We start from the raw sequence: 19,640 nt of genomic DNA on the forward strand, positions 1-19,640 counted from the left end.
CTTGACGGACGATACGCCTGTGTTTTTGCGCAAGGAAACTACAACAAAGGACCGATGGAGCATGTTGGGAAAACGAGTGAGAAAGCTTCGCATGGAAAGAGGGTTAACGCTCTCTGAACTGGCGGAGGCCGCTGGTGTTGCCAAATCTTACTTGAGTACCATCGAACGGGACATTCATTCGAATCCGTCCGTCCACTTGTTGGACAAAATTGCGGCCGCGCTGGACGTTTCATTGAAACAGCTGGTTCAACCCGATACGCCGGAGCGTGATCCCATGGTGATGCAGGAGTGGTATGACCTGTTTCAGGACGCTCTGAACTGCGGCATCAGCCGGGAAGAATTGAAGAGCATTATCGAATTTCGAAAATGGCAAGTAGGCCAAAGCGAACAAGAGGAGGAGTAATCATGTGTGGCATTGTAGGTTATATCGGCAACCGGAATTCACAGAACATTTTATTGGAAGGTTTGAAAAAACTGGAGTACCGGGGATACGATTCCGCCGGGGTGGCCATTCACACGGAAGCTGGGCTTGAGCTCCGCAAAACGAAAGGAAGAATCAGCGAGCTGGAAACGCGGCTGGAGGCGCAGCCGCTCACGGGCTTCGCCGGCATCGGTCATACCCGCTGGGCCACTCACGGGAAGCCCTCGGATGCCAATTCGCATCCGCATACCGACAACGACATGAAAATTTCCGTTGTACATAACGGTATCATTGAGAATCACCTGCAATTAAAGGAAGAGCTCGAGCAGCTCGGTTACCGGTTCTTGTCGGAGACCGACACCGAGGTCATCTCTCATCTGATCGCCCACCATTATGAAGGAGATTTAACCGAAGCCGTCAGGAAGGCCGTCAGCCAAGTGCGGGGCGCCTACGCCATCGCCGTGCTTTCCGAGCACGAGCCGGACAAGCTGGTTGCGGTCCGCTGGGCCAGTCCGCTCATTATCGGCGTCGGACAAGGTGAAAATTTCATCGGCTCCGATATTCCGGCCATTCTGGAATATACGCGCGATGTTTACATTTTGAATGACGGCGAGATGGCCGTGCTGACGCGGGACGGGGTCGAACTGATGACGCTTGAGGGCAATTTCATCGCCAAGCAGCTGTTCCACATCGATTGGGATCTCATGATGGCGGAGAAGAACGGGTTCGATACCTTCATGCTCAAAGAAATTCATGATCAGCCGCGCGCCTACCAGGATACGATGCGCGGAAGAATCAACGAGGGGAAGGAAATCGTGCTTCCCGGCATGACGCTGTCCGCAGAGCAAATCCGCGGTCTGAAGCAGATCCATATGGTCGCCTGCGGCACGGCTTACCATGCGGCGCTCGTCGGTAAAACCGTCATCGAACGACTGACCCGCATTCCGGTTGAAGTCGACCTCGCCTCCGAGTACCGCTACCGGATGCCCGTGATCCGCGAGAACACGCTCGTCATCGCCGTCAGTCAATCGGGAGAAACCGCGGATACGCTGGCCGCCATGCGCGAGGCCAGGCAGTGCGGCGCCCGCGTCATGGCCATCACGAATGTAATCGGCAGCTCGGTGGCCCGCGAAGCGGACGATGTCCTGTTCACACTGGCCGGTCCCGAGATCGCCGTCGCCTCGACCAAAGCTTACAGCTCGCAGTTGATCGCCTTCTATTTACTCGGTCTGTTCATGGCCCAGTCCATGGAGACGCTGGACCAAGCCTCGCTCATCGAGCTGATTGCCATGCTGGAACGGCTGCCTTCCCAAGTGGAAGAAATGCTGGAAGGCCTGGAACCGGTCCGCCAGATCGCCGAGCAGATTTCGAATCAGAATCACCTTTTCTTTATCGGCCGCGGACTCGACTACAGCCTGGCGATGGAAGCGTCGCTTAAGCTGAAGGAAATATCCTACATTCATTCGGAGGCGTATGCCGCGGGCGAGCTGAAGCACGGCTCCTTGGCGCTGATTGAAGAAGGCACGCCGGTCATTGCGCTGGCAACCCAGGAGCTGCTGCTGGAGAAAACCGCGAGCAACATCAAGGAAGTCAAGGCACGGGGCGCTTACGTGATCGCGCTGGCTTTGGAAGGTCAAACCGAGCTGGAGAAAACCGCAGATCAAGTGATCTACGTGCCGCGCACCTATTCCCTGCTGGCGCCTGCCCTTGCCGTGGTGCCGCTGCAGCTGCTCGCTTACTACACGGCTTCGATTCGGGGGAATGACGTGGACAAACCTCGCAATTTGGCGAAAAGCGTAACGGTCGAGTAGCCAAGCTGAACACGCACGGATAGAGAGTAAGGAGGATAAACCGTATGTGGATGGAGCCATTAGACCAGGCCGACTCCGTGTTGACCGCTTTGAGCTTGACGATCGCCGGCGGTTTTACCGCACTATTCCTGCTGCGGAGCCGGCACAGGACCATCACCGAACGAATGAAACAAAGCCTGGAAAAGCATCAGGATTACTTTACTTACCTTAGCGCCAACATGCACGGGGCGGACGCGCTGTTCCCGCCCCCCGGGCGTTTGACCCCCGTAGAGCTGAAAGCCATTCAGTCGAAGCTGCTGCAGTGGATCGAGGCGATCGACGGCGAGCAGCGGGGCAAGCTTACCGCCCTTTGCCGGGATCTGGGACTTGTGGAGCTGGAGCGTCAGCGGCTGCGCAGCTCCAGGCACGGGGTACGCATGGAAGCCGCTTATCATTTGGGTGTCATGCGGGCGGCCGAATGTACCGGTGAACTGCTGAATCTCTTGGAACGGGAAGGCAGCGAACCGACCGCATTCGTCGTCGGACGCGCCGCCGCCAAGTGCGCCGCAACGCTCGAGGATTTGCGCCGCCTGATGCAGCTGCTTACCGAACACCATCCCAAGGCTCATCAGCTTATCGCCGATACTATCGCCTCTTCTTCCTTAGATCCGGCACCGCTCTTTGCCGAGCTGCTTCGCAGCGAAAATAACGAAGCGGTGCTCACGGTGGCTTTGATCAGTCTTTCCGGACGAAACGATCCGCATGTGTTCGGCGCATTGGACCGGTTGATCATGTCCGGGCATAAAGAAATCCGGGTCAAAGCGGCAAAAATGTTCCTGCAGTATCCTCACCTGCTGCCGCTCGAGCGAATCGGCGAGCTGATCCGCCATCCGGATTGGGAAATCCGTGCCGCTGCGGCCAAGGCCGTGGGCGAACAGCAGCTTGACTTTTATCTCGAAGCGCTCACCCGCAGTATGGCCGACGAGGAATGGTGGGTCCGCTATTACAGCGCCAGAAGCTTATCCAAGCTCGGCTCCGCCGGTTTTGAGGCATTGTGCGAGACGGCCTGCAGCTCCGAGAACGGAGCCTCCCGCGAGTCCGCCTGGGAGGCTGTGCATGAAGAGCTGAACCAAGCGGAGGTTTCGGCTTCACAGGAGGCGCTGCAAATGCCTCACTACAACCGGCTGAATTTCATTTTCCGGCGAACACTTGGTGAACACGGCGCGTCCCGGCCATCCCATAGGCCCCGGATCAGCTCGTAGAAAGGGGACCCGGATGAGATCGTTTTTGCTGAACTACGGAATCATTGCCTTTTATCTGATTATCGGATCCAGTTTACTGCACTTATTCATACTCGCGATCTCCCATCAGAAGATACTCTCCATTGTCAAAAGCACCATGAACTCGCGCTTCCGGGAGCTGGCAGGCTCGGAATACGTCCCTCCCGTATCGATTCTGGTCCCCTCCTATAATGAGGAGCTGACCATCATCGAGAGCGTGCGTTCCTTAATGACGCTGGAATTTCCCATGTATGAAGTCGTCGTCATCAATGACGGCTCAGCCGACCGGACGCTTCAAGTGCTGGTGGATACGTTCGAATTGAAGCCGACCCGTCTGACCGGCTTCCGTCCTCTGGTGCAATCCAAACCGATCCGGGGAGCGTACCGCAACCCCCTCTATCCCAGACTGGTCGTCATCGACAAAGCGAACGGCGGTAAAGCCGATGCGCTGAATGCCGGTATTAATGTTGCTAAATATCCGCTGGTCTCCACCATCGATGCCGACAGCCTGCTGGAAAAAGACGCCTTGATCCGATTGGTTAAAGTCTATATGGAAAACCCCGAGCAGCATATTGCTGTCGGGGGCAATGTCCGGATCGCGAACGGGAGTACCATTGAGGACGGCCGCGTGCTGTCGGTCCGGCTGTCGAACAAATGGCTTCCCGCCCTTCAATATGTCGAGTATATGAAAGCCTTCCTCGGCGGCCGGATCGGCTGGAGCGCTATGAACGGGCTGCTTATCGTGTCCGGGGCCTTCGGCCTGTTTCGCAAAGATTACTTGGTCAAAGTGGGCGGCTATCAAGAGGACTGTCCCGGCGAGGACATGAACATCGTGATCAAGCTTCACAAATATATGCTGGACCGCAATTTGCCCTACCGGATCGTGTTTTGTCCGGACGCCGTCTGCTGGACGCAGGCGCCCGACACGCTGAAGGTGCTCAGCGCCCAGCGCCGCCGCTGGATCCGCGGCAGCTTATGGAACGTCAGCCGATTCCGCGCGATGCTGTTCATTCCGAAGTACAAGGTGATCGGCTGGTTATCCCTGCCCTACACCATCGTGTACGAGATTCTGAATCCTTTTGTCCGGCTGTCCGGTTTGGCGGCGCTCGCGGGATACGTATTGCTGGACATGACACAGCTGCCGGTGCTCCTTATCTTCCTGCTGGTCAATCTGCTTATTGGCATGATCTTTACTTGCGGGTCGCTGTTGATTGAACAATTGGCTTTCCGCCGCCCCATTCGCACGTACGACCTGCTGCGCATGATCGGGTTATCGGTGGTAATGGCGGTCGGTTACGATCAAATCAATGCACTCTGGAAGCTGCTCGGACTGTGGGATTATATTCGCCGCAATAATGCTTGGGGCAACATGGTACGCCGCAGCTGGCAGGATGAAGCGGCCCATCAGGCCGGATCCTCTTCCTCAAAAAAGACTACCAAAGCACAGGCCGTCTAATGGACGGCCGCTCCCCTATATGTGCGTATGATCGCCACCTCAATATGAATGGAAATGGAGTGAAAGAACAATGAACAATGCGTTATTAACCGGTTCCCGCTTGTCACAACGTCTAACCAATCGAATGAACAGCGTCCTTCAAGCAGCCGTCCCTTGGACGGAGTGCGGACTGATCGCAGCTTCAACGCACGGCATCAGCCCGATATGGCTTCAGGATTTGGAGACACGTCTGGCCAAGGAGAACGAGAACCTGGCCGTTATAGCCAATTACGAAACGGATGAAGGGACATTGACTATCCTGCTGCCGGGGCAATCGCTGGCTTTCACCCATTTCGTGTCTCTGTCGGTCAAGGCTTACCTGCAGGATGCCGGACTGTTGAACGGCGCCATGGCCGTTGCCAGCTTCCCGGAGAGCGCTCCCGCTTCCGATGAAACCTTGATCGACTTCCTGGCTTTGCTGGATGAGAAAGAACAATCGGACATCGCCGTTTATCAGGGCCAGCCTCAATCCCCGGAACCACCGACGGTCGTGATGATCGATCCGAACGCCGATTTGCTCGATTTCCTGAACGTCCGGCTCGGACTTCAAGGATACGATGTCCGTCCAGCACATGACGGCATGGAAGGGCTCCGGCTCGTGGAATCGGTCCAGCCGGACCTGGTCATCACAGAGCTGGCGCTGCCTGCACTCGACGGCTACCAGGTGATACACCGCATCCGGCAAACCCAGAGCCGGGCGTGCAAAGTTGTCGTGCTGACCGACCTTACCGTCGAGCAGGACATTTGCAAATGCTTTGACCTGGGCGCCGCCGATGTGATCAAGAAGCCATTCTCACCCATGGAGCTTGAAGCGCGCCTCAGGCGGCTGCTCGCCTAACTTAGCTTGTGGATAAAAGGAGTTCGTGCCCATGAAAGGGAACACTTCACCCATCGCCTGGCTGATGCGCTTTGCCTTGCTGTCCGTCGCCTTTTTCCTGGTCTGGCATTACTGGCCAACCAAGAAAGTGGAGAGCGTCCAAAGCGCGGACGGATCGCAAATCAAGTTCCGTACGCTGGGGGATCACATCGAGATGTACGATAAGCAGCAGTGGACTCCTTTTTTTGTCAAAGGAGTCAATGTGGGTGCTGCGCTTCCCGGGCATGACCCGGGCGAGCTGCCGATCAGCAAGGAAAAGTATTTGGAATGGTTCAAACAAATTCAAGAGCTCGGCGCCAATACGATTCGGGTATATACGATTCTAACGCCGGTTTTTTATCAAGCGCTTGTGGAATACAACCAGCGTCATGCGGACCAGCCGCTCTATTTCATTCAGGGCGTATGGACTCCGGAAGATGAGCTGATCGAATCAAAAGACGCCTACCTCGAAGCGATTTACTCGGAGTTTCAAAGCGAAATCACCTATGCCGTAGGAGCGGTGTACGGGACCGCCGATATTCCGGAGCGGCTCGGCAAGGCGACCGGCTCCTACCGTTACAATGCCGGCCCTTATTTGCTGGCGTGGCATATCGGGACGGAATGGGATCCGAAGACGGTTCAGAATACCAACGACCTGCATAAAGACAAGACCGGCTTCCAAGGCACCCACATTTCCGCTAAACCGAACGCTTCCCCTTTTGAGAACTGGCTTGCGGAAATGCTCGACCATTTGGCGGTGCTGGAGTCGGAGAACGGTTGGAAGCATCCGTTGACCTTTACGAATTGGGTTACAACCGATCCGCTCAAGCATCCCGGCGAGGTCCTCGTTCAAGAGGATATGGTAAGCGTCGATGCGACCCGCCTGAATGCGCACAACTGGCCTGCCGGATATTTTGCATCCTTTCACGCTTATCCTTACTATCCCGACTTTTTCCTCTTGGATCAAACGCTGATGGATATGAAGGACAAGGACGGAACGGCCAACACCTACTTAAGCTATTTGACCAAGTTGAAGGCCTACCATAAGGACATGCCGGTTATGATTACGGAATTCGGCGTTCCTTCCTCTTTGGGAATCGGACATCTGGCCAATAAAGACCGGCATCAAGGAGGGCATGACGAGACGCAGCAGGGACAGATCAACGCCTCTCTCCTGCAGGATATTGCAAGCGCAGGCATGGCGGGAGGTATCGTCTTCTCCTGGCAGGACGAGTGGTTTAAGCGCACCTGGAACACGATGCACTTCGAAATCCCGCAAAGCCGCCGCAAGCTGTGGAACAACGTCTTGACGAACGAACAACATTTCGGGCTGGTGGCCGAGATGTCCGGCAAGGCCGGGACGCTCCAAATCGACGGAGACGCAAGCGACTGGCAATCGCTTAAAGAGGACGAGAAGCGAACGCTCGCGGGCGGCTATCCGGGATGGAAATCCATTTGGATGACCCATGACGAGGCCTACGTCTACATCGCGGGCGAGCTGGAGCAGCCGTTTGATCCGGAGCGCGAGAAGCTCTACTTCGGCGTCGATACGATTCCCGGCGGCAACCGGCATGCGAAGGAACTGGGCGGAGTCAAGCTCGACGAAGGGCTGGAAACGCTCATTGAGCTCGGAAAAGACAATGAAAGCCAAGTGAAGATCGCATCTAACTACGATTTTCACACCCGGTTATACGGCAATCAGTATGGGATGCTGAAGGTCAAGCCCGAGGACATGAAAGACGATTCCGGTATATTTAACCCGTGGAAGCTGGCCGTGGGTCTGGAGCAGATTCCGCCGGATTCCACCCGGTACAATCCGTTTCAGGATGTACCTGCCGGGATGCTGAAGCGCGGATCGACGGATCCGGCCTCGGCGGACTTCAATTCCTTAACCATGTGGCAGGCCAAGGGCAGCGTCGTAGAGATGCGTATCCCCTGGATGTTGCTCGGTTTCACCGACCCCAGTTCCCTACAGGTCATGAGCTACGGCGAGAAGGATGGTAAACTGGCAGCCACGACAACCCAAGGGATTCGCTTGCTTCCTTGGATCGTTCAGCGCTCGGACGGTTCCGTCCGCGGATTGGTGAAAGACGCCGGCGCCGAATACCCTGTCTCCAAGCTGCCGGCCTATACATGGCCTGCCTGGAACAAGGTCCAGTACGTCGAGCGCCTCAAGAAAAGCTACGACCTGATGAAGGACGCTTTTCATCAGATTGACGATCACGTTTCCCAACCATAGCCGTACTTTACCGGCGCACAGCTTAAAGCAGCAAAAATGCCCCCATAGCCGATGAGCGGAAACTCATAGGTTATAGGGGCTTTACGTACAACCATTCACTCGCCCGCACCAGCTTTATCTCTATCATTCCTCGGAGCGTTTCTGCCTGTTGCGCCACTTGTTATACTCCAAAAATTCCACAAACTGCTCTTTGCTGATGCCCGAATCCATGGCCTCTCTTACCAGACCAAGCCATTCCTCATCCAACTGCTCATGAGGATGGGGGTGATGTTGAATAAACGTTTCCAGCGGAACGCCCAACACCGCACTAATCTTTTCAAGAAACTGGATCGATGGATTCGACTGGACCTCGCGTTCGATCGAGCTCAAATAGGATTTCGCTACCCCCGCTTTCTCTGCCAATTCGGTAAGGGTAAAGCCTTGTTCCAAGCGCAGCTGCTTGACTTTCTTGCCAATCATGGTAGTGACCCCTTTGTCATCCTGCAGTATAACAATATTTTAACAAAAAATGTTCATAGTGTGGATGATTATTTTTTATATCATAACCATGTAAGCGCTATCAATACAGGTTAAAAAAATTTTGTTTACCTGCGCAGCTTTTTTCTCTCTTGAAGTTAACGTTTCAGCTCATCATCATCTTCGTTTTGTTTGCATTCGCGGAAAAATTGCCGGACTTCCTCCGTGGAAAGCCCTGAATCGCGAGCTGCGATCATCAGGTAGACCCAGTTCTCGTCCAGGTTCTTGTTGGGTACAAGCGTTTGTTTTACGGACATAGCCCGGTCCCTCCAGATTTCCGGTAACTTGACGCACCATACTATTCGTGTCCAAGTTCTATTTTACGCGGGTCTATCATTTCAACCATTCCAACAAGCGCTGCGTGAGGATACCGCCCAAATATATGCCTACGATGCCCAGTATCCCGGGCAGGACAGGCGGGGCTGGAAGCGGTAATTTGAGCAGCTTAAAAATGCATCCAACGATAAGCCCTGCCAGCAGGGCCAGTATCCATTCTCTCATTCTGCTCACTCCATTATCAACCGACTTGATTTGAAATTCGATGTTATAGATATCATATCCTTTTTACTATCCATGCAACCGTGGGCATGTCTAAATATGATATACTACTAGAAACGTGCGCTGCAAGGAGATGAACGACAATGAAGCTGGTATCATGGAATGTTAACGGTTTAAGGGCGTGTGTGAATAAAGGATTTAACGACTACTTTACAAAAATGGACGCCGATATTTTCTGTATTCAAGAAACGAAACTGCAAGAAGGGCAAATTCGTCTGGAATATGGTACGGCGTATGATCAGTATTGGAATTACGCCGTTAAGAAGGGGTATTCCGGAACTGCTGTATTAACAAAGATCAAACCGCTTTCCGTACGATTCGGCTTGGAGGAGGATCAAGAACCTGAGGGGCGGATCATCACGCTGGAGTTCGACGCCTTCTATTTAGTCAATGTATACACGCCGAATGCAAGACGCGATCTGTCCAGGCTGGAATATCGACTGGAATGGGAAGACCGGTTCCGAAGCTACCTTCAGCAGTTGGATGCACATAAGCCTGTTATTATTTGTGGTGATCTCAATGTGGCCCACCACGAGATTGACCTCAAGAATGCGAAGTCCAATCGTAACAACTCTGGCTTTACCCCGGAAGAACGAAGCAAAATGACCCAATTGCTGGATGCCGGCTTTATCGACACCTTCAGACATTTCTACCCCGACCAGGCAGATGCCTATACATGGTGGTCGCATATGCCTAAGGTGAGAGAGCGGAATATCGGATGGCGAATCGATTACTTCCTCGCCTCTTCAAGACTTGCTCCCTCCTTACTTGACGCACAGATTGATGCCCATGTTACAGGCAGCGATCATTGCCCTGTTATCCTGACAATCGCAGATAACTTGAACGAGGGTGCCGGTCCGGTCAGCGTTGTGAATCAGTAGCCGACGATCTCGAGCCCGCTTTATGCAAATAGAAAACGGAACCCGCGCGGCTCCGTTTTTATTTATTTTCAAAACTATTTTTACAGTGATGACGAGTTCGGCACGATTTTCTTTTGAACGAGTGTTGCAAAGGTATGAATATGCGTTTCCATTAATGTCCGTGCACCTACAGCGTCTTTATCTGCAATCTTTTCAATGATCATCTCATGCTCAGTGATTGTACGGTTTAGATTTTGTTCAAATAAAGGGATGTTGCAAAGGAAAAAATCATTTAAATCCCATTGACTCTTCGTCATACTTAACAGCTTTTCCGATCTGGACATTTTCAAAATCACATAATGCAGCTCCCGGTTCTCATGAAAATACCTATCCCTGGAAAATCTTTCATTAATCACTTTTTCCAGTTGTTCATTGATCAAATATAATTCATTGACCTCCCGGTCTTCTCTTCTTTGTGCAGCCAAATAAGCTGCCATTCCCTCCAGGGCCATAACCGTCAAAAAATGGTCAGCCATTTCATCCTGTGAATACTTCTTTACACGACACCCGGTTTGCGGAACAATTTCAACAAAATACTCCGCTTCCAGTTTCTTTAGAGCATCGATGACAGGACGCCTGGAAACCTCAAGCTCATCTGCTACTTCAACAACCGATATTTCATCCCCAAAAACCCATCTTCCGGACTTCAGGCCATCTTTTATATATTCATAGGTTCGAATGGTTTTGGACAAGGATAGGTCCATTTTATTCACTGCGACGTCCTCCATGTAAAGCTTCTCAACATAATAGGATATTATAACTCTTTATCATAAATTTCTCAAATTAAGGTATTTTATGTAAATAATAGTAAACCGTGGCCTGTAGATCTAAAGAGATCTACGAAGGACACGGCTACTTGTTCATATTTAGCCTTATTTACCGAATGGTTTAGCTAAAAATTCCGTAAACACTTCAGGCTCCTGCCAGGTCAAGCTTTCAAGGGCTAACGGATCGAGTAGAATCGATTGATTTAACTTTGGCGAAGTAATTTCCAACCTCTCTCCGTTTCTTGTATATACCTTCTTAATGAGCACTTGGGTAAACTCATTACCCACTATAATTTGCGGTTCGGCTGGCATTTTCCTCCTCCTTTCTATGAGTTACGCAAGTACAGACCGCTACTGATTTCGCTTAAAACGCAGCGTTCCATTCCTTGTACTCGTAGTCAACAACGCCATTGACAACTAAGGGATCGGATTCGATAATGGACACAAATTCCTCTTTTGAGCAGTTGTAAACAATACAACCGCCGCTTCCATCGGCAAAGGGCCCGTTAGCCGCTATGACGCCTTTTTCGCGTAATTGTTGATTGCGGTTATTATGTTGTTCAAACCATGTCGGATCGATTTGATCCATCGATTTTTTTATACCTAATTGAACTAACCACATGGAAACCACTCCCTTAACTGGTTTTAAACGATCGTCAATCCTCCATCGGCGACAATCACAGAACCTGTGACAAACGAAGATTCGTCGGAAGCCAGGAAAAGAGCAATATTCGCAATTTCTTCCGGCTGTGCTCCTCTGCCAAGGGGAGTTGCTTCGGAAGCCACTTTGTCTAACTCTGGCAAAACTTCTTCCATGGCCTTCGTCATCGCTGTAATTACATACCCCGGGGCAATGACGTTAGCGCGAATCCCTTTTCTCGCATAGGATGCAGCGACTTGACGCGTAAACGAAATGATGGCTCCCTTAGATGCGGAATAGGAAGGACCGCCTGGACTGTTGATTAAGGCAGCTGTGGATGCTGTATTGATTATAGTTCCACCGCCTGCGCGTAATAGTTCAGCAATGCCATACTTCGATACAAAGAACAACCCTCTTGTATTTACATTTTGAATTTTATCCCATTCTTCCACACTTGTGTCTTCTACCGATATCATAAAGTTTTTATGAGCAATCCCTGCATTGTTGTAAATCGTAGTCAACTTCCCAAAAGCATCCACCGTCTTTTGAATCGCTTGCTTGACTTGTTCTTCATGGGTAACATCGCATTCAATAGCGATGGCTTCACCACCTGCTTCGCTTACTAGCCTGACCGTTTCCTGGAGACCATTCGCATCCATGTCGATGGCCGCCACTTTCGCTCCTTCACGGGCAAAAACAACTGCCGCCGCTCGCCCTTGACCTCCTGCTGCCCCCGTAATAAACGCGACTTTGTTTGCTAATCGATTTGTCAACTTCGGTTCCTCCCAGTGGATTCATATCCAATCTCAGAATCATTGCTGAACCATCAGATTTAGAAAAAGACCGCTATATTGTCCATCCCTAATGTCGTTTGATCGATCAGTATTTCTCTTGTTTTTAATTTAATTTCTTGCCCGGCACGCGTCAGGATGTCGTTACGAACACAAGTAATAAGGCCATATTCAGGTTCGTTACCACGGCTGCGGGTTAGAAGAAGGTAGCTCTTTACTTTAAATTCATGTTCAGCCGTTTGCTCGACACGAACATTATTGATAAACCTTCTTGTACGAGACGGCGGATCTTCCGCCCAAGCAAATTCCGTCTCAAACCGCTCTACCCTTTTCCTCAGAGAAGCAAAGTTCTCCTCAAAGTGATACATATTTCCAATAAAACCTTCTCCGTGTACTCGCTCGCGATTCGTCCTTACAGGCATGATGTACTGAATCTCTTGATCTAACATGTTTAACCATTCCCGAAAGTCCCCGCTGTCCAGTACTTCTGCTTCATTTTGTAGAAATTCCACAATTTCGAAATAAACAGGATTTCCAATTCTAATGCTGGTAGAATGCATGTACTCTCCTCCTCTGCATGTTATTTTCCAATTGGTGTTGAAAGATGATCATTCATTGCTGTCGGTCAATAATTTTTGCCATTGATGCCAAATGTTCAATTGGTTAGCCTCGCTGTAATCCCCTTGATAAACCGTTCCTGGCCCTGGCCAATCGCCTTGCTCGGGCTTTCGATCAATACCCATGCGATAAATAAATTTTAATTTCGATTGCGCTATATATCCCTTGGTGGCCCGAGTAATGTTTTTCCACATTTCCGTATCATCTTGTTCCAGCATACCACTCGATCCAAATGTTCGGACATACGTCTCTCTTGCAAGCTCTTTCCACCAATCGGGTGCTTCTTTCTCGACAAGCACCCAAGAGAAGACTTCCATTTCATGTGGTCCTTTCGGTACCCATTGTCTTAATGTCAAATAGGAACCCGGATGCTTTCCATCTTCCGTTGCCCAAGAGAAATATCCAAACGACATGTTCGGGTATATGTTTCCATGAATATAAGCGAGTCGTCTAAACGCTTTTTGATGTTCAGGTGTTAATTTCTGTTCAATCTTTTCGACGATATCTTGGGGAACGCCGTAGAAAGGCGGAAGCTCATATTCGGGTGGACCGCCGATCAATCCAAGACCATTTCCATTCTCGCAAGAAACATGTACGCCATAGAACGCAAACTTCGGATCCCCACTCGGAACAAGCTTTAATTGCACAGCTGACTGGTGGGTCATAAATGTATGATAAGCATCCCCAACAAAGTTGTCGGCACCTAGCTTCCAGTTCGACTTTACGGTCCAACGCTGTGGTGCTCCGATCACTTCCATGCCCTCATTCGTGTGCTGCAGCATCATATCCAGGTACCACTTCAAGCTTCCCAACTGCTCTTCTAAAGGAGGAGCTGATTCGTTAAAGGTCCCAAAAATAAGCCCTGCATAGGTGGCGGCCCTCGCCTTTACCAGACTGTACTGACTTTTATCAAAGCCATCACCGAAGGCCTCCTTATGGGCCGGAACTCCGATGAGATCTCCATTCTGTTTAAACGTAAATCCATGGTAAGGACATCTGAAATGGGAAGAGTTTCCCATTTCCGAGCGGCATACAGGAGAACCTCTATGCGTACAAGCGTTCAGTACAATGTTGACGACACCCGCCTCTGAACGCGAAACAATCACCTCTTCGTTTCCAATAAATCTCAAGACATAATCGCCTTTATTCGGTATTTCAGATTCATGAGCAACAGGAATCCAGATTTTGGAAAATATTTTTTCGATTTCCATCTGATGAATTTCGGGATCACCGATGACTCGCGATGAGATATACCCTTCATCCAAATCCAACAAATCTTTAACCTTTGTACCATCCGATAAACAAACATCTTCGCCCACTTTTTTTGGAATTGTCACTTGTTAATCGCTCCCTTCTCTTCATCAACGGATTACGTTTTGACTTAAGTTCAGATTCTAGAATCTTAAATCGGTTATTAATTTTCTTGGATTCCGATATGGATAGCTGTTCTTTGCTTGCTGACTTTAGCGTGCGGCTTGGTTGAGTGTGTAGAATACTGCTGTGAAGGTAGTGTAAGATAGCGATCGTGCTGGCGGTGGTTCCTGCGCTGGGGTTGCTTGTTGTTTGTTGTTTGTTGAGCAATTGCGAGTTGGTTGAAATACTAGAATATTAGAACGTTTCGGGAGATTGTGTATGCGCTTACAACTTCAATAATTTCATTATACATAGATGGATATAGATAGTCAATATATGACCAACCGGCTGCTATGGCACTACCCCGCTCGGGAACCAATGGAAGAGAAACACAAAGCCCAGCGCCGAACCCTCCTAACGTCTTAATTTTCAGCAAGGAAAACGTAAGAGTGAAATGAACGGATATCTCAGCAGCCTGCTGCCTGTTACAGCCAATTCTGGTTGACCGGTCTTGTTTCCTGGAATCGTTCAGGATGAGCGGCTCCCCACCAAAGTCTTCCTCTGGTGCTGTAATCCTCCCAGGTCCATTTTACAGGCGGCATATCTAGATCCCGTAAATAATCCCCGGTATAAATTTCCATTCTATTCCCATCCGGATCGCGGATGTACAAGAAGAACGCATTGCTCAAACCGTGTCGTCCCGGTCCGTATTCAATCGAATCTTGATAGCCGGCATCAGCCAGCAGATCGGCGGTTCGAATAATTTCAGCCGGCCCCTGCACCGTGTACGCCACATGATGCAATGCCGCTCCGCTTGCTTTCACAAGTGCGACATCGTGCGTACCAGGGAAACGCCGGGTCCACGCTGCGAAAGTTTCTCCGTCCCGCTCCACATATTCAGAAACACTAAAATTCAATTCGTCTCTCCAGTAATTTAATGCCTTGTCAACACTGGCTACACGCAAATTGACATGATCGATCCGCAGCGGTGGAATTCCTTTATCCGTATGAGTAAAACGCATCGGCAATCTTTTTAACCGCCCGGTTTCGTCAAATATATCAATTTGTTGCATGTCGTGGTAAAATTCAATCGGATGTCCGTTCGGTTCCACGATTCGCAATGAAGCACCTTGCCCCGGCTCGGCACCATCGGGTACCCTCGTATACGGAATTCCCAATTTTTTGTGATGGTGAGCCAATCGTTCCAAATCTTCAGGATCCGAAACCCGCAGAGCGAAATGACCTAGTCCACTGTAGCTATTTTTCGTAAGCGTAAGCGTATGGGTATCGAACTCGTCTACCCCCCGCAAGTATATATGCTGCTTGTCAGAATCATGTTCGCGAAAGCCCAATACATCAACATAAAATTCCCTGGCCTTTTCCAAATCGGTAACGAAAAGTTCCGTGTGTCCCAGTCGTAAAATCATCCTACTGTCTCCTTCACGCCACATGGGCAATTATAATTTTGGCGAATTGATCTTCTATAATCAAATATTCCGACCATTTATTGGCTAACCAAGCATCCGCACGGGCCGGGTGTCCCAGCACGGCTGCACCAGCAGCCGTACCGGTAACATTACCGTTTCTTTCAAGCACCAAACCGATGTTAGGCCAATCCAATCGATCAAAATGAAAGCGATTACAGGTTTGAGTCCAAATACACTGCGGTTTTGTTTCTCCATGAATTTCAATTAAATGCCTCAAGACCCCTTACCGAATGATTCGACTGGAAATGCCCCCCATGAACTGAATGCGGTCGGGAAATCCTCCCACACTCTATGGGAAATAGCGTGATCCGCTCTTGGCATTTCAGCAGACAGCTCCATTCGGTTTCCGCTCGGATCCATAAAATACGTATACAGATTGCCGCCTACCGAATGTCTTCCCGGACCAACTTCAATTTTATAACCGGCCTGCGCGAGCAAATCTGCGGCCCGCTTCATATCCTCTAAACCGTTTACCTGAAATGCGTAATGATGCAGGGTCGTATGTTCCGGAGTGCCTATCGCAGCCACGTCATGATGGTAATCGGAAGCATGCGTCCACGCTGCTCCCCATATGCCGGGCGCCGGCTCGAACACATCGGAGACGCTAAAATCAAGAGCATCTTTCAAAAATTGCACAAATCCGTTGACGTCCTTGGTATGTACCGTGATATGATCGGCATCCAGCAAACCAAGACCTCTGCTTCCTTTATTGCCCACTACAGGATGAATGTATTTGGGCCGGTGATCCAGAAGTACCAGTTCCATTTGGTGATTCGAGGGGGCCGCAAACCGCAGCGCTGCCTTTTTCCCTGGTTCCGGATCCGTCAAACGTTGACTGGGTACGCCCAGTGATGACAGTTTTTTCTCAAAATAGCCGAGATCCTCTTCGTTCACTACCTGCAGTGCAAAAAGGTCTAAACCTGTTCCACCTTGTTTAATGGCTAGGTCATAGTTATGATCAGCCCCACAGCCGAAATAAACCGTATCTTTCTCTCTTGCAATTTCATGCAATCCGATAATATCGCGGTAGAATTCAATTGATTTTGCTAAATCGATGACATTAATTGTTCCGTTGGCAAATTTAAAAATCCCCATTTCCTATACCTCCTTAATTTTTCACGCTATTATTTTTAAAATATTGTTCAAAACTAACCATCCCTAGACTTTCCCGGCGATTAGCGTCAAGTGCGTCCAAGGCTCTGGAGTTTTCAACCAACAGCATTTGTACTTCAGCAGAATGCGGATTGTAGTGTCGATGCCAAATCCATGGAGGAGTATAAACAAAATCTCCCTTTGACCACGTTACAACCTGATCGCCGATTTCCGAATAGCCTTCCCCTTCGATTACATAATGGACCGATTCATGAACATGACGCTGCAGATCTGAACTGCTGTTTGCCGGTATTTTTTGCAAATAAAATTCCAACGATTTGGCAGGAATATCTACTAAAATTCCAATTTCACTTGGGTTCCCTGTTGCTTGGCTATCAAGCCAAATTGCGTCTTCGGAGTGCACGACCAGACCATCGGAAGAAATTTCTTGATGGTCACGCTGTTTCAACTTTTTTAAATTGGCAAAGAAAGAATTCAGTTTTTGTTCGCTTGTCGGTTTGTTCCCATGATGCATTTCTTTACCTCCCCAGTTCAGAGTGGACTTACAATGGTGAACCCCCCGTCAATAACATGGGTTTGACCTGTTATGAAGGAAGCGTGCTCCGAAGCAAGAAATGCTACGAGGGAGGCCACATCATCCGGCTTGCCGAACCGTCCGACAGGAATGCTCTCCTGGTCTTGCCTAAGAACCTCTTCTAGAGGTATCCCTGCTTGTTTCGCTCTGTAATCAGCGATTTGCCGGATGCGATCCGTATCGATATGAGCTGGCGCAATCACATTAGTTGTCACGCCGTAAGGCCCTACTTCGCAAGCGAGCGATTCCGAAAGCGCTTTAACACCAGCCCGCATTACATTGGACAAGTGAAGGTTAGGCAGCGGACGAATCACAGAGGATGATGTCATATATATTAAACGTCCCCACTGATTTTCCTGCATGCCAGGCAACACCGCTCTTGTCAGACGAATTGCAGCATCCAGAATTAGACGATAAGAGAAATCCCAATCGGAACTGCTCAAGTTGAGAAAGCTGCCCGGTTTGGGGCCTCCGGTATTGTAGACAAGGATGTCAATGCCGCCCATTTCGGCAATTGCTGCGCTCGCCAATTCATCTACCGAAGCCGGATTTGTGAAATCGGAGGGTTGGTAAAACACTTGCGAACCTGTTTCCCTGTGAATTTCCTGTGCTGTTTGTGGAAGCAGATCCCTTTCAATACCGCTTAAAAATACGGTAGCTCCCTCTTTTGCAAGCCGTTCCGCAATCCCTCTACCAATACCTGAGCTTGAAGCTGTGACCAACGCTTTCTTTCCTTTTAAATCCATATGCATATCCCACCTATAATTTGCTGTTATTTTCAATCCCATACGATGCAAGCATTTTGTCTACCAGAGCCAAAGGTTCCCGTTTGTCATAACCGGAATATTGTGTTTGAATACGCAGGAACATCGGATCCCCTGCATAGAAGCGCTCATATAATTCATGGCGAGATCCAAAGTCTGAAACAGCAATCTCCGCAGCGGCTTTGAACAGCTTCACTTTCTCTTCGGCTGTCACTTCGGCTCCCCGATAATACTTGCGGACATCACTTGCAATCGGACTATTAAACACATCCACACTTGCCGGTTGATACATCAACCCGCCTGCGACCACAAACTGAATGATCTCCCTGACGCGGGGGTACCAACGGTTACCCGAATTTCGAATCGCATACAAAGGAGTAACATTCGGTAAATAGATGCCGTCAGGACTTTGTTCGCTGGTAGCTTCTGAAGAATGTACCGCTGCTCTAATTAATTCAATATAGGTGGTTATTTCACCTATCATATCCTGAACATGAGGAAATTGATTGGTATTCACCATTTCGGTCGCTCTCATGACGAGTCCAGCCAGGAACTGCAGCTTAGCTTGCAAACGGATAGCGGATTGATGCCCCGTAAATGCGTTTGAATTTAGTTTCCAAATCGTGTTTACACGTTCAACATCCTGATAGATGAACACTCGCTCCCATGGAACCAGCACATCATCAAATACAACTACACTATCCAGTTCATCAAACCGCGAAGCCAACGGATGGTCAAATACGGATTGGCGGACGAAAGACTCTCGGGCAATTAATCGTACGCCGGGGGTGTTTAGAGGAAGCGCGAAGGAAATTGCATATTTGTAATCTTTTTCGGTTGGTTTTCGCAAATGGAACGGCCACACAAGCATCTCATCCGCATATGGGCCTGCGGTAGCCAGCATTTTGGCCCCGCGAACAATAATACCGGCATCCGTTTCTCTTACGACTCCCAGATATGTGAATTCATCCGGCTGTTCAGACGGCGCCTTACCGCGATCTACCTGAGGATCTATCAGCACATGGGTTAAATACAAATCATTTTCCCGTACATATTCAAAATAATTCCGGGCATTATCCGCGTAAGGGCCAAAGAAATCCGCATGGATATACCATGCTGTCAGCATGGCGCTCATAAAATCAGTGGAGCGCCCCATCATCCCAAACGTTTCTTCCGCCCAATCTTTATGCATCAACCGGCGGCGGACCAGATCTTCCTTCGACTTCGGAACAAGAAAAGAGGTACCGATTAGGTCGCCCGTTTTAGGTGATTTCGACAACATATAAGAACGCTTATCCTTTTCCCATTGTGAATCATACAGTCTTGCTATCGATTTTACAGCCGGCGCTACAAGCGGATGGGTTGTTGGATCCTTTACTTGTTCATTGCCGATCCAAGTTTCCGGAGGATTGTCCTTCAACCTTTGTATATAGTCCGTTCCTCTTCTTGCCCCCATGT

General features: G+C 49.8%; 22 protein-coding genes. 7 read left to right on the top strand and 15 right to left on the bottom strand.

What is annotated here, in order from left to right:
- Nucleotides 1-61 precede the first annotated feature (61 nt).
- From PVA01S_RS04700 to PVA01S_RS04725, 6 genes are all read left to right on the top strand, one after another.
- On the top strand, nucleotides 62-403 hold the full coding sequence (locus PVA01S_RS04700) for a helix-turn-helix domain-containing protein (protein ID WP_054795296.1): 342 nt from the start codon (nucleotides 62-64) through the stop codon (nucleotides 401-403).
- Nucleotides 404-405: 2 nt separating this feature from the next.
- A complete protein-coding gene (gene glmS, locus PVA01S_RS04705; RefSeq protein ID WP_054799073.1) occupies nucleotides 406-2,232 on the top strand; it encodes a glutamine--fructose-6-phosphate transaminase (isomerizing) in 1,827 nt (608 codons plus the stop codon).
- 44 nt (nucleotides 2,233-2,276) lie between these two features.
- Nucleotides 2,277-3,473: a HEAT repeat domain-containing protein gene (locus PVA01S_RS04710; protein ID WP_127605583.1), complete on the top strand. Its 1,197-nt coding sequence runs from the start codon at nucleotides 2,277-2,279 to the stop codon at nucleotides 3,471-3,473.
- 13 nt (nucleotides 3,474-3,486) lie between these two features.
- Nucleotides 3,487-4,947 (top strand): glycosyltransferase family 2 protein, encoded by a 1,461-nt coding sequence (locus PVA01S_RS04715; protein WP_127605585.1) that lies wholly within the window; start codon nucleotides 3,487-3,489, stop codon nucleotides 4,945-4,947.
- A gap of 70 nt (nucleotides 4,948-5,017) precedes the next feature.
- Nucleotides 5,018-5,824 carry a response regulator transcription factor gene (locus tag PVA01S_RS04720; protein ID WP_127605587.1) on the top strand — a complete coding sequence of 269 codons (807 nt, stop codon included), beginning with the start codon at nucleotides 5,018-5,020 and terminating at the stop codon, nucleotides 5,822-5,824.
- 31 nt (nucleotides 5,825-5,855) lie between these two features.
- Entirely contained in the window at nucleotides 5,856-8,081 is a 2,226-nt protein-coding gene (locus tag PVA01S_RS04725; protein WP_230875988.1) for a hypothetical protein, read from the top strand.
- Between the two features lie 123 nt (nucleotides 8,082-8,204).
- On the opposite strand, the gene PVA01S_RS04730 is transcribed toward PVA01S_RS04725, so the two are convergent.
- From PVA01S_RS04730 to PVA01S_RS04740, 3 genes are all read right to left on the bottom strand, one after another.
- The gene (locus PVA01S_RS04730) at nucleotides 8,205-8,540 is read right to left on the bottom strand and encodes a helix-turn-helix domain-containing protein (protein WP_054795244.1); all 336 of its coding nucleotides are present in this window, start codon (nucleotides 8,538-8,540) and stop codon (nucleotides 8,205-8,207) included.
- Nucleotides 8,541-8,695: 155 nt separating this feature from the next.
- Nucleotides 8,696-8,854, bottom strand: a complete 159-nt coding sequence (locus PVA01S_RS04735; protein ID WP_127605589.1) for an anti-repressor SinI family protein — start codon at nucleotides 8,852-8,854, stop codon at nucleotides 8,696-8,698.
- A gap of 76 nt (nucleotides 8,855-8,930) precedes the next feature.
- A complete protein-coding gene (locus tag PVA01S_RS04740) occupies nucleotides 8,931-9,098 on the bottom strand; it encodes a XapX domain-containing protein (RefSeq protein ID WP_127605591.1) in 168 nt (55 codons plus the stop codon).
- 140 nt (nucleotides 9,099-9,238) lie between these two features.
- On the opposite strand from PVA01S_RS04740, the gene PVA01S_RS04745 reads away from it, so the two are divergent.
- The gene (locus PVA01S_RS04745; protein ID WP_054795245.1) at nucleotides 9,239-10,036 is read left to right on the top strand and encodes an exodeoxyribonuclease III; all 798 of its coding nucleotides are present in this window, start codon (nucleotides 9,239-9,241) and stop codon (nucleotides 10,034-10,036) included.
- A gap of 80 nt (nucleotides 10,037-10,116) precedes the next feature.
- On the opposite strand, the gene PVA01S_RS04750 is transcribed toward PVA01S_RS04745, so the two are convergent.
- The 12 genes from PVA01S_RS04750 to PVA01S_RS04805 all read right to left on the bottom strand — a co-directional run bounded on the left by PVA01S_RS04750 (nucleotide 10,117) and on the right by PVA01S_RS04805 (nucleotide 19,638).
- The gene (locus PVA01S_RS04750) at nucleotides 10,117-10,779 is read right to left on the bottom strand and encodes a GntR family transcriptional regulator (protein ID WP_230876004.1); all 663 of its coding nucleotides are present in this window, start codon (nucleotides 10,777-10,779) and stop codon (nucleotides 10,117-10,119) included.
- Between the two features lie 168 nt (nucleotides 10,780-10,947).
- A complete protein-coding gene (locus PVA01S_RS04755) occupies nucleotides 10,948-11,154 on the bottom strand; it encodes a hypothetical protein (protein WP_054795247.1) in 207 nt (68 codons plus the stop codon).
- A gap of 52 nt (nucleotides 11,155-11,206) precedes the next feature.
- Nucleotides 11,207-11,464, bottom strand: a complete 258-nt coding sequence (locus PVA01S_RS04760; RefSeq protein WP_127605595.1) for a YciI family protein — start codon at nucleotides 11,462-11,464, stop codon at nucleotides 11,207-11,209.
- Nucleotides 11,465-11,487: 23 nt separating this feature from the next.
- Nucleotides 11,488-12,255, bottom strand: a complete 768-nt coding sequence (locus PVA01S_RS04765) for an SDR family NAD(P)-dependent oxidoreductase (RefSeq protein ID WP_127605597.1) — start codon at nucleotides 12,253-12,255, stop codon at nucleotides 11,488-11,490.
- A gap of 59 nt (nucleotides 12,256-12,314) precedes the next feature.
- The gene (locus tag PVA01S_RS04770; RefSeq protein ID WP_054799067.1) at nucleotides 12,315-12,833 is read right to left on the bottom strand and encodes an aromatic-ring-hydroxylating dioxygenase subunit beta; all 519 of its coding nucleotides are present in this window, start codon (nucleotides 12,831-12,833) and stop codon (nucleotides 12,315-12,317) included.
- A 48-nt stretch (nucleotides 12,834-12,881) separates the two neighbouring features.
- Entirely contained in the window at nucleotides 12,882-14,228 is a 1,347-nt protein-coding gene (locus tag PVA01S_RS04775) for an aromatic ring-hydroxylating oxygenase subunit alpha (protein ID WP_127605599.1), read from the bottom strand.
- Nucleotides 14,229-14,729: 501 nt separating this feature from the next.
- Nucleotides 14,730-15,671, bottom strand: a complete 942-nt coding sequence (hpaD, locus tag PVA01S_RS04780) for a 3,4-dihydroxyphenylacetate 2,3-dioxygenase (protein ID WP_127605601.1) — start codon at nucleotides 15,669-15,671, stop codon at nucleotides 14,730-14,732.
- Nucleotides 15,672-15,684: 13 nt separating this feature from the next.
- Nucleotides 15,685-15,948 carry a hypothetical protein gene (locus tag PVA01S_RS04785; RefSeq protein WP_127605603.1) on the bottom strand — a complete coding sequence of 88 codons (264 nt, stop codon included), beginning with the start codon at nucleotides 15,946-15,948 and terminating at the stop codon, nucleotides 15,685-15,687.
- Nucleotides 15,945-16,826 (bottom strand): VOC family protein, encoded by an 882-nt coding sequence (locus PVA01S_RS04790; RefSeq protein ID WP_127605605.1) that lies wholly within the window; start codon nucleotides 16,824-16,826, stop codon nucleotides 15,945-15,947. The genes PVA01S_RS04785 and PVA01S_RS04790 overlap by 4 nt, the downstream gene beginning before the upstream one ends.
- Nucleotides 16,827-16,839: 13 nt before the next feature.
- Entirely contained in the window at nucleotides 16,840-17,358 is a 519-nt protein-coding gene (locus PVA01S_RS04795; RefSeq protein ID WP_127605607.1) for a cupin domain-containing protein, read from the bottom strand.
- A 17-nt stretch (nucleotides 17,359-17,375) separates the two neighbouring features.
- Complete coding sequence (locus tag PVA01S_RS04800) at nucleotides 17,376-18,164, bottom strand: SDR family oxidoreductase (protein ID WP_054795256.1); 789 nt, start codon at nucleotides 18,162-18,164, stop codon at nucleotides 17,376-17,378.
- A 13-nt stretch (nucleotides 18,165-18,177) separates the two neighbouring features.
- A complete protein-coding gene (locus PVA01S_RS04805; protein ID WP_127605609.1) occupies nucleotides 18,178-19,638 on the bottom strand; it encodes a 4-hydroxyphenylacetate 3-hydroxylase family protein in 1,461 nt (486 codons plus the stop codon).
- Nucleotides 19,639-19,640: the final 2 nt, after the last annotated feature.

The sequence above is a fragment of the Paenibacillus validus NBRC 15382 genome, from assembly GCF_004000985.1.
Lineage (GTDB): Bacteria > Bacillota > Bacilli > Paenibacillales > NBRC-103111 > Paenibacillus_G > Paenibacillus_G validus.

Excerpts from the sequence above, each read along its gene's own strand:
- PVA01S_RS04700 (WP_054795296.1), top strand. The coding sequence starts at position 62 with ATGTTGGGAAAACGAGTGAGAAAGCTTCGCATGGAAAGAGGGTTAACG.
- glmS (WP_054799073.1), top strand. The coding sequence starts at position 406 with ATGTGTGGCATTGTAGGTTATATCGGCAACCGGAATTCACAGAACATT.
- PVA01S_RS04710 (WP_127605583.1), top strand. The coding sequence starts at position 2,277 with ATGTGGATGGAGCCATTAGACCAGGCCGACTCCGTGTTGACCGCTTTG.
- PVA01S_RS04715 (WP_127605585.1), top strand. The coding sequence starts at position 3,487 with ATGAGATCGTTTTTGCTGAACTACGGAATCATTGCCTTTTATCTGATT.
- PVA01S_RS04720 (WP_127605587.1), top strand. The coding sequence starts at position 5,018 with ATGAACAATGCGTTATTAACCGGTTCCCGCTTGTCACAACGTCTAACC.
- PVA01S_RS04725 (WP_230875988.1), top strand. The coding sequence starts at position 5,856 with ATGAAAGGGAACACTTCACCCATCGCCTGGCTGATGCGCTTTGCCTTG.
- PVA01S_RS04730 (WP_054795244.1), bottom strand. The coding sequence starts at position 8,540 with ATGATTGGCAAGAAAGTCAAGCAGCTGCGCTTGGAACAAGGCTTTACC.
- PVA01S_RS04735 (WP_127605589.1), bottom strand. The coding sequence starts at position 8,854 with ATGTCCGTAAAACAAACGCTTGTACCCAACAAGAACCTGGACGAGAAC.
- PVA01S_RS04740 (WP_127605591.1), bottom strand. The coding sequence starts at position 9,098 with ATGAGAGAATGGATACTGGCCCTGCTGGCAGGGCTTATCGTTGGATGC.
- PVA01S_RS04745 (WP_054795245.1), top strand. The coding sequence starts at position 9,239 with ATGAAGCTGGTATCATGGAATGTTAACGGTTTAAGGGCGTGTGTGAAT.
- PVA01S_RS04750 (WP_230876004.1), bottom strand. The coding sequence starts at position 10,779 with ATGGACCTATCCTTGTCCAAAACCATTCGAACCTATGAATATATAAAA.
- PVA01S_RS04755 (WP_054795247.1), bottom strand. The coding sequence starts at position 11,154 with ATGCCAGCCGAACCGCAAATTATAGTGGGTAATGAGTTTACCCAAGTG.
- PVA01S_RS04760 (WP_127605595.1), bottom strand. The coding sequence starts at position 11,464 with ATGTGGTTAGTTCAATTAGGTATAAAAAAATCGATGGATCAAATCGAT.
- PVA01S_RS04770 (WP_054799067.1), bottom strand. The coding sequence starts at position 12,833 with ATGCATTCTACCAGCATTAGAATTGGAAATCCTGTTTATTTCGAAATT.
- hpaD (WP_127605601.1), bottom strand. The coding sequence starts at position 15,671 with ATGATTTTACGACTGGGACACACGGAACTTTTCGTTACCGATTTGGAA.
- PVA01S_RS04790 (WP_127605605.1), bottom strand. The coding sequence starts at position 16,826 with ATGGGGATTTTTAAATTTGCCAACGGAACAATTAATGTCATCGATTTA.
- PVA01S_RS04795 (WP_127605607.1), bottom strand. The coding sequence starts at position 17,358 with ATGCATCATGGGAACAAACCGACAAGCGAACAAAAACTGAATTCTTTC.
- PVA01S_RS04800 (WP_054795256.1), bottom strand. The coding sequence starts at position 18,164 with ATGGATTTAAAAGGAAAGAAAGCGTTGGTCACAGCTTCAAGCTCAGGT.
- PVA01S_RS04805 (WP_127605609.1), bottom strand. The coding sequence starts at position 19,638 with ATGGGGGCAAGAAGAGGAACGGACTATATACAAAGGTTGAAGGACAAT.